The organism is Rhodococcus sp. (in: high G+C Gram-positive bacteria), assembly GCF_049299235.1.
Classification (GTDB): domain Bacteria; phylum Actinomycetota; class Actinomycetes; order Mycobacteriales; family Mycobacteriaceae; genus Rhodococcus.
Genome location: NZ_JBAQXC010000278.1, coordinates 1 through 7,430, shown reverse-complemented (window position 1 = coordinate 7,430; position 7,430 = coordinate 1). Strand labels below are relative to the sequence as shown.

The 7,430-nt window shown below is 67.4% G+C and carries 7 protein-coding genes; 4 read left to right on the top strand and 3 right to left on the bottom strand.

What is annotated here, in order from left to right:
* From WAX14_RS16360 to WAX14_RS16350, 3 genes are all read left to right on the top strand, one after another.
* A partial coding sequence (locus WAX14_RS16360) for a hypothetical protein (RefSeq protein ID WP_422629108.1) occupies positions 1-2,022 on the top strand: 2,022 nt, incomplete at its 5' end.
* Positions 1,928-3,400: a hypothetical protein gene (locus WAX14_RS16355; RefSeq protein ID WP_422629107.1), complete on the top strand. Its 1,473-nt coding sequence runs from the start codon at positions 1,928-1,930 to the stop codon at positions 3,398-3,400. The genes WAX14_RS16360 and WAX14_RS16355, both read left to right, overlap by 95 nt.
* A 32-nt stretch (positions 3,401-3,432) precedes the next feature.
* The gene (locus WAX14_RS16350; protein ID WP_422629106.1) at positions 3,433-3,873 is read left to right on the top strand and encodes a hypothetical protein; all 441 of its coding nucleotides are present in this window, start codon (positions 3,433-3,435) and stop codon (positions 3,871-3,873) included.
* On the opposite strand, the gene WAX14_RS16345 is transcribed toward WAX14_RS16350, so the two are convergent.
* Positions 3,849-4,124 (bottom strand): hypothetical protein, encoded by a 276-nt coding sequence (locus tag WAX14_RS16345; RefSeq protein ID WP_422629105.1) that lies wholly within the window; start codon positions 4,122-4,124, stop codon positions 3,849-3,851. The genes WAX14_RS16350 and WAX14_RS16345 overlap by 25 nt on opposite strands.
* Before the next feature lie 144 nt (positions 4,125-4,268).
* On the opposite strand from WAX14_RS16345, the gene WAX14_RS16340 reads away from it, so the two are divergent.
* On the top strand, positions 4,269-4,544 hold the full coding sequence (locus WAX14_RS16340) for a hypothetical protein (protein WP_422629104.1): 276 nt from the start codon (positions 4,269-4,271) through the stop codon (positions 4,542-4,544).
* A gap of 691 nt (positions 4,545-5,235) precedes the next feature.
* Here WAX14_RS16340 and WAX14_RS16335 read toward each other — a convergent pair.
* Together WAX14_RS16335 and WAX14_RS16330 are read right to left on the bottom strand one after the other, a co-directional pair.
* Positions 5,236-6,123, bottom strand: a complete 888-nt coding sequence (locus WAX14_RS16335; RefSeq protein ID WP_422629103.1) for a hypothetical protein — start codon at positions 6,121-6,123, stop codon at positions 5,236-5,238.
* Positions 6,124-6,398: 275 nt separating this feature from the next.
* Positions 6,399-7,097 carry a hypothetical protein gene (locus tag WAX14_RS16330; RefSeq protein ID WP_422629102.1) on the bottom strand — a complete coding sequence of 233 codons (699 nt, stop codon included), beginning with the start codon at positions 7,095-7,097 and terminating at the stop codon, positions 6,399-6,401.
* Positions 7,098-7,430 lie beyond the last annotated feature (333 nt).

Below are 7,430 nucleotides of genomic sequence, written 5' to 3'. Positions count from 1 at the left end.
GTCGACGTCGTCCTCGACGGGGTCGACTCCGTAGCGGCGCAGGCAGCCCTCACCGGTGCGACCTGGGTGAACGTGACCGTGACATCACCGAATCCCGACCTCCAGGTTCTTCCACCCCGGAAGGTGTCGGTGGTGGTGGACGGGCCGGTGTTCGCCGCGAAATCCTCCGATGCCTGGGTCGGTGGTGCCCTGCCGCTCGGCGACCCCGAATGGGTGGTGCTCGACGTCGACCCCGACGCGGCAGGACTCAAACTCGACCAGTACGCACGCAACCTGACCCGCCAGTACACCAGCGAGGCCAACGGAGATCCCGCAACATCGGCACCGGGCACGTTGCGTTCGACGGGTTTCGCTCTCGCCCGCCGCGAACGGGCAGACCAACTCCGCGCCCGCGTCGCGGAAGCCGAGCACCTCGCCGACGACGACGGCACCCGCGAGCTTCTCCTCGACGATCTGGTACGCGGTATCCGCGTCGAGGTATGGGACGACATGACCGACACCTGGCACAGTCTTCACCGACGGCAGGTGACCGTCACCGCGTCACCGGGCGGGTTCGCCGTGCTCACCGACGAACCCGACGTGGGTTTCCTGCAATTGTCGGCGCTGAACACCACACCCGGCGACCACACCACCGGGTACTACCTGCACGAAGTCGTCGCCGGCTGGGACGGCTGGAGCCTCTCCACTCCGCGACCCGGACGAACCATCGTGCACGTCGAACCGGCCGGGCCGGACGGCTCCACCGAGAATGTCGTCGATACCGTCCCGGATGAGCCGATCGGCGGCGCGCACACCACCTCTCGCGTCGAACCCGGGTCGCTGCCGCGGCTGCGGTACGGGACGTCGTACAGCTTCCGCGTACTCGCCGTGGACCTCGCCGGGAACTCGGTCCCGCACATACCGCCACGGCACCAGCATCCGGTCCCGCCCAGCGAGCACGCGGTCGCCGCGGCCCGCCGACACCTCGACCGTCTGCGAGACACCTACGCGCGGCTCGATCGCGGCGGCATCACACAGGCGCGGCGTGCAGCAATCGTCGAACACCTCCGCCCGGTTCCCCCGGCCACCGCCCGGATCCCCGACGAACTGCTGTCCGGCAACACGCGAATCGACGCGGCCCTGGGCCGGCTCGTCGCACACGCGATACACCGCGAGGAGCCGGTGCCCACCCAGCGTGCACTCGACGCTGCAGCCGACGCGGCACGGACACTCGCCGAGTCGCGGCACCTCCTGCGAGTGCGCCCTCAATTGCGGTTCGACGCTGAACGTTTCGCCGCGCTGGCCGCCACCGACGACCTCCAACAACCCGGCCGCACCCAGGCCCTCACACGGCCTGTCGTGACCACCCCACGGCCGTATCTGCGGTGGGATCCGATCCCGGCGCCGACGCTCGTCGCCCGCAACGAGCTCACCGCGGGGGAACAGATCGCGGTGCTCGTCGTGCGCCAGGGCGATCCGGTGACCTCCGAACGGCACCTCGCCCCACCGAAGGCCACTCAACTCGACGCCGAGGCCGCAGGCGAGTTCGACGCGGCGATCGGTACCGGCGACGCCGCCGAGATCCGACGGCTGTACGCCATCGCGCTCACGGAGCGAGGCACACTGCTCGACCAGTTCGTCCCCAGCCGAACCGATGCCACAACGACCGACGAACAACCCGGCATCGCGCTGGTCGACCGCCCGGGCGCCGACATCACCCCCCGAGCATCGCGCGACCCTCGCGGACATCGCGGCTGCCCGCGGCCGGCCACTCGGCGAAGGGCAGTACGTTGTGCACGACACCGACACCCTGCGCCTGCCGTACCTTCCGGACCCGTACGCGACCGGCGTCTCGCTCGTGTTCTACGAAGCCGGTGCCCCACATCTGCTGCCCGAACCGCGAGCGCTGCAGTCGGTGACCGTGCCCTACCCGAAGGACCGCTGGCCGGTGCTGCAACCCCTCCGGCTCGTCGTCGAAGCCGGATCCACACTTCGCGCCCGGGTGGACTACCACGTCGTGCATGTCGAACTGCCCCCCGGTGAGCAGGTACGAGTGGCGGTATCGAGCACCCTCGACAGAAACTCGCTGAACATGTTCGGGCTGTGGCGCTCACACCGGGCCAGCGCCGCCGATTCGGACGACGGGTACACCTCCGACGAGCTCGTCACACTCGCAGCTCTCATTCGTGCGGCGACGTCCGGTTGGACGTGGTGGCTCACCCCATCGACGGATGTGCGGCTGGTCCACGCTGTCCCCGAACCTGTCCGGCCGCCGGAGTTGTCCGCGCTGAGCGTGTTCATCCGACCGCCCGGCCGGTCTGTCGCCGCCCTGACCGGGTTGGTTCACGTGCACGGGGCGAGCACCGACACCGTGGTGGTGACCGCATCGTGGGTCGAGACTGTCGACGACGTGGCGGCCCCGACCCCGCAGATCGTGTCGAAATCCGATGTCGTTGTGCGTTCACCTGTCGGGGAACGGGAAAAGACCGGGGTCCTGTTCCTGTACGACTACCTGCCGACCGGTACCCAGGCGTGGTGGCTCGACGGGATCGGGTTCCACCGGATGCTGCAAACCTTCGAGGACACCCACTACCGTCGGGTCACCTACGTGCCGACCGGGACCACACGATTCGCCGAGTACTTCACCGCGGAGCAGCGTGCCGCCGAACCCACGCAGGGGAAGTCGGTTGTCCTCGACGTCTTGTCGTCGGCGCGGCCCGCTGCACCGGTGATCGTGGATGCGGTGCCGCTGCTGCGTTGGGAGTCGTTCCCCGAACCGAACGATCCGTTCGCGTGGAGGCGGGTGCGACGCTCGGGTGTCCGGCTCTGGTTGGCGCGGCCCTGGTTCTCATCGGGCGACGGTGAATTGCTCGGTGTGCTCGTGTTCGATCCGAACGAACCGGCACGCAATCGGGATGGAACGTGGATGCAGCGGACCAAAAGCCAGCAGGCTCCGGACGGCGCGACCAGTCTGTGGGCTGCGGACCCGATCATCCAGCATGGCGGATCCACCTCCGATCCGACCGTGCCGCCGTTCTTGAAGTTCGAGGAGCTGCTCCTCGACGTCGTCGAGACCGGCGCGGCCACCCATCTCGGTATCCAGCCGCCGCTGCGAGGTGAGGTGCCTGGCGGACGGGACAGAGGCTGGTCGAAGGGCCCGGCAACCCGGTCACCGTGGCGGGTGCGGTGCCACTGCGGGACGTCTTCGGACAGCCGGCGGTCCGGGTTCTGGGCTACCAACCGGAATTCGACGAGCACTCGGGGCGATGGTTCGTTGATGTTGCCGTGCAGGACACTTCGGCTTTGTGGCCGTTCCTGCGGCTGGCCGTTGCACGGTTCCAACCACATTCGATCGACGGTTGCTCGCTCTCCCCTGTCGCACTCACCGGCTGGGTTCAGCCGCTGCCCACCCGCACACTGACCGTCGGCAGACCGGATCCGGAGCACGTTCAGGTGACGCTGTCCGGTGTTGTCGGTTGGCTGCGGTTCGACCCCCGGGGTGACTCCGCGCTTCCGGGCGAGGAGCTCGGTGCCGACAGTCCGACAGGTGAGGGGGCCGCGCGGGCAACGCGACTGCAGCAGTCGCGGATCGTGCGGGCGAGTGTGCAGCAGCGTGCCGCGGGTGCGGGTGATCTGGAATGGGCAGTGGTATCGGCATCGGTGCTGCACGCAGTCAGCGTCGAGGAGTCCGGTTCCTGCCGTGCCACATGGACCGGGTCCGTGGCGCTGCCGTGGAGCGCGGGGTATCCCGGCTTGCGGCAGCCCGGCACGGTGGACTCCGAGTGGCGGGTGCTGGTCGAGGAGTACGAGTTGCTCAACGCCGATCCCTCTGTTCGCGGTGAAGCGGCGGGGACGGTGGAACGTCTGATCTACGCAGACGAGGTGCCGTTGTAGGCGTCGGCCGGTCGGCTCGGTGTCCCTACCCACCACCCGTATGTGTCTGCGGATGTTCGATCCGGCCGGCCGGCCGATACCGCGGCCGACAGCGACGAACTGCGGTCGGCCGCCCCGGCAGCTACGCCGATGGACACGGGTAGTTCGGTCGAGGCGTCGACCTGTCCCCGACGGCCGTCGCTGCGACGCGCGAGATCCACGTCGGCAGCCGCGACGAGCCGGGCACCGACGGAGCCGACTGGCGATGGCATGTGTTGACCACAGGGCGTGCCTGAGCGTCGACCGGCCGCCTGTCGTGGCGTCACGGTGATCCTGTGCCCGATCCTGACGGCCGCGCCAGCTGTCGGATACCTGTGCAACACTGACCGCCCATCGAACGGCAGAGGAGCAACCAGGTGCAGAACGCATTCGTGTGGGTCGGTGCGTTCATCACGCTCGCGGTCGTGGTGACGTACTGGAAGTGGCTTCTCGGCGCAGCCGTCCTCGGCGCTGTCGTGTGGGGCGTGTACGTCGCGGCCGTCGCGCTGCGAGCACGGCGCCAAGATCGACTCAACGGTGCACGGGCGAGACTGTCGGCGCTCGCGGCCCGCGCACAGGTCCAGCACGAGCAGTACCTCGCGGGCGACGAGCGTGGACTGTACGGGGCGTACCGGCCAGCGCCGCTGGATTGACCGCCGCCACGTTCTTGGCGTGCAGGGCACGCGGTAGCATCCCGGACCGAACGGATCGGCCCGGGTCGCCTGGAAGTGCTGTGATCATCGGGGCCGGCGTCCTGTGGGGTGTAATCGTCCGGCGTGCAGCACATCCGGAACCAGGATAGGAGCTGCTCCTGTCGATCACAGAATCCTCGGTGCAGCCGCAGCCGCGATCGCCGAACGTGCGGTGGTCGGCTCACACGCCTTGGCAACAGCGACGACGACACACTGATCTCCGCCTGACGAATCAGAGGAACGCGCTAAAGTTCTCGGCTATCGCACCGAGTGTCTCCGGCTGTCCCCTTCGAGTTCCGGCGAGGTGATGCACTGTCGGCGGGTTGCCGAGTTACCGGGTGCTGTACCGGCACCGAATCCGGATTCGTCGCCCGGGACGTCGAGACCACTGATTCGTTCACCGTCGGTGTGTTCCTGGAACGTTCGGTGGTCTCCCGTGCAGTACTGCGGCGAGCCGAGGCGGTGGACGCGGTGCGCGTCGAAGAACGCCTCCGAACCGGGCCGGCGGCTGCCGGACGGGGCAGGCCGGCAACGGCCGCACCGGGAGTGGCGGTGTCGGCCGCCTGGGGTAGCGGTGTGAAGAACGCCAAGCCCAGCTTGATGGCTGGGTTGACGACGAGTTCGGGGCGTCCCTTGGCGTCGATGTACGGCATCAGAGTTGTTCCTCTCCCATGTCCTGCAATTGAACGATTCGGCAGCGCGCATACGTTCCGTCACGTCGGCGGTAGCGGCCGTCGTGAGAACTGACGACCTCCCAGATCATGCCGCGGGGAAGCAGGTGCGCGGTGTCGTCGACGCTGTCCGAGCGGCCGAGATACATTCCGCGGGCAGTTTCCATTTCGAAGACGACCACCCGATCGTCGATGACCTCTTCGATCTCGTGGATCGCATGGGTGGTCATGGTGTAGCGGTCGAACTCGATCCGTGCACCGGGTTGCAGGGTCGACGGCAGATTCTTCGCTTCCGCCGGCTGGTCGTGCGGCAGGGAAACGGCGCAGTAGACGACATGACCGCGGTCGTTCTCACGTTCGGCTGCTTGGATGGCGCGATCGATGCGTTGGACATGTGTGCGGACCTGATCGTCGAGAAGTTGGGCGTCGCCATTGACGTCGGTCAACGCGGCACCGATATCGGTCCAGGTGTGCGTGTCGTTGATCAGACCGCTCATCGCCTTGTATTGGATCCGTGGCAGGTTCGACTGCGCGCGCTGCTTGGTCACCGACCGCGCTTTGCGTTGGCGGGAACTCGGTGGGAGGCGGATCGCGTCGGGGATGGGCAGTGTTCGGCGTTTGCGTTCGTTGACGCGGCGAACAGCAGAGCGAGGATAGGCGCGCTCGAGGTCTTTGCGAGCGCGGGTGTAGGCAGCGTCTTCGACCATGGAGTCGAGGCCCCGAGCCGAGTGGCGTTCCCCCGCCCTGTCGTCGTAGACCTCGGCGGTTCTGTATCCACTCTGTTTGGAGATCAAGGTCGTATCACCGCCGGCCTCAGGGTCCAACCGGACCGCCGGTTCCGGCGCCACCCGGTACCGGGTCCGTCCCATGCGAATGTCCCTGCCGTCGAGGATGTGCGAAGCATCGGACGGTGTGGCAGGCGATAACATCCCAGTTGGCGCCTGCCACACCTCCGCCCGAGGCGGATTCCGAAGAATGCGAGTCATCCGGCGACCAAACCGTCGTCGCATCTCGGGTTGGCCGGACAAGCCGGCCGCACGCTAGATGCTACAGAACCCGACGAGTGCTCGGGCAGCGCATAGCCGGCAGGCGCTGCCTTCGTCATCTGGGGCTCACGCGACTGACTCACCATCGCACGCACGAGTCACTGCGCGTCGGGGCGGCATGGCTGCCGCTTCGCGATGCGGTCGGCGATGGCGAGGCAGGCTCGGCAGTCCGGCAGGCGATCGTGGTCGCCGGGACCGACTGCGTCGCGGGGAGTCCGATCGAGCGCGCGCAGCGGGTTGAGTCCCCACGCGCCGCCTCCGGTGCGTGACGGTGTTTCACAGAGGGCTGTCGCTGCCGGCCTGTGGAGTCGGCCGCTACGGAGGTCGTGTTGCACGACGATGTGGCTGCGTCCGCGGTTGCTGCCGTTCTCGTATCCGAAAGCCCAGTTCAGGCCGACGAAAACGTCGACCGGAAGTGTGTGGCGCAACTCGTTCCACCGCTGCCTCCGGTCGACGTCGCGGCGGTGTTGTTCGGAACGCTCGTTGTTCTCTCGGCGCGCGTTGTCTTCCTGTCTGCGGGTGGCGAGGTGGTCGAGGTGGTCACGGTCGAGTTTTGCGGCGTGTTCGAGGGTGACCATCTCGCCCCATTGCAGGGCGATGGTGCCGCAGCCGGTGGTCGCGCGACCGAGGACGTGGTCGATCCAGATTGTGGGGAGTTGCGCGAGGGTGTGCCGGACCGATGGGAGTCGGGTGGGATCGACGAACCGGTACCGGTTGGATCGGGCGTCGGCTCGGAGGGTTTCGAGGTGATCTGTCGTGAGCGCTGTGCGCGCGGGAGTCGGGTTGGGCAGCGGCATGGACATCAATTCCCCCAACATTGAAAACGCTGATTCAACAGGAACGCATCATATGCACCTTGAGTAAACATCGGCAACAAATACAACATCAATGTTGCCTCACCGACGGGACCCGCACCCACAACCGACCGGCCAGGTCCCGAGCAGCAACGACACCCCGCGCGCCCCGCCCCGTCCCCGTCCCAAAGTTCGATGTGCGGCGCCTGGAGGTTGTCCCGTAAGTCGTAGAAATTGAGGTGGCGGTCCCAAGCTCGATCCCTGCCATGTGGTAGGCATCGGGCGTCTGCCAAGACACACCAACAGCAAGGGACCGCCGTGAAGAAGAGTAGCCAG

Bases quoted from the DNA above. Each gene is read 5' to 3' on its own strand.
- WAX14_RS16345 (WP_422629105.1), bottom strand. From the start codon at position 4,124: ATGCCATCGCCAGTCGGCTCCGTCGGTGCCCGGCTCGTCGCGGCTGCC.
- WAX14_RS16335 (WP_422629103.1), bottom strand. From the start codon at position 6,123: ATGGGACGGACCCGGTACCGGGTGGCGCCGGAACCGGCGGTCCGGTTG.
- WAX14_RS16330 (WP_422629102.1), bottom strand. From the start codon at position 7,097: ATGCCGCTGCCCAACCCGACTCCCGCGCGCACAGCGCTCACGACAGAT.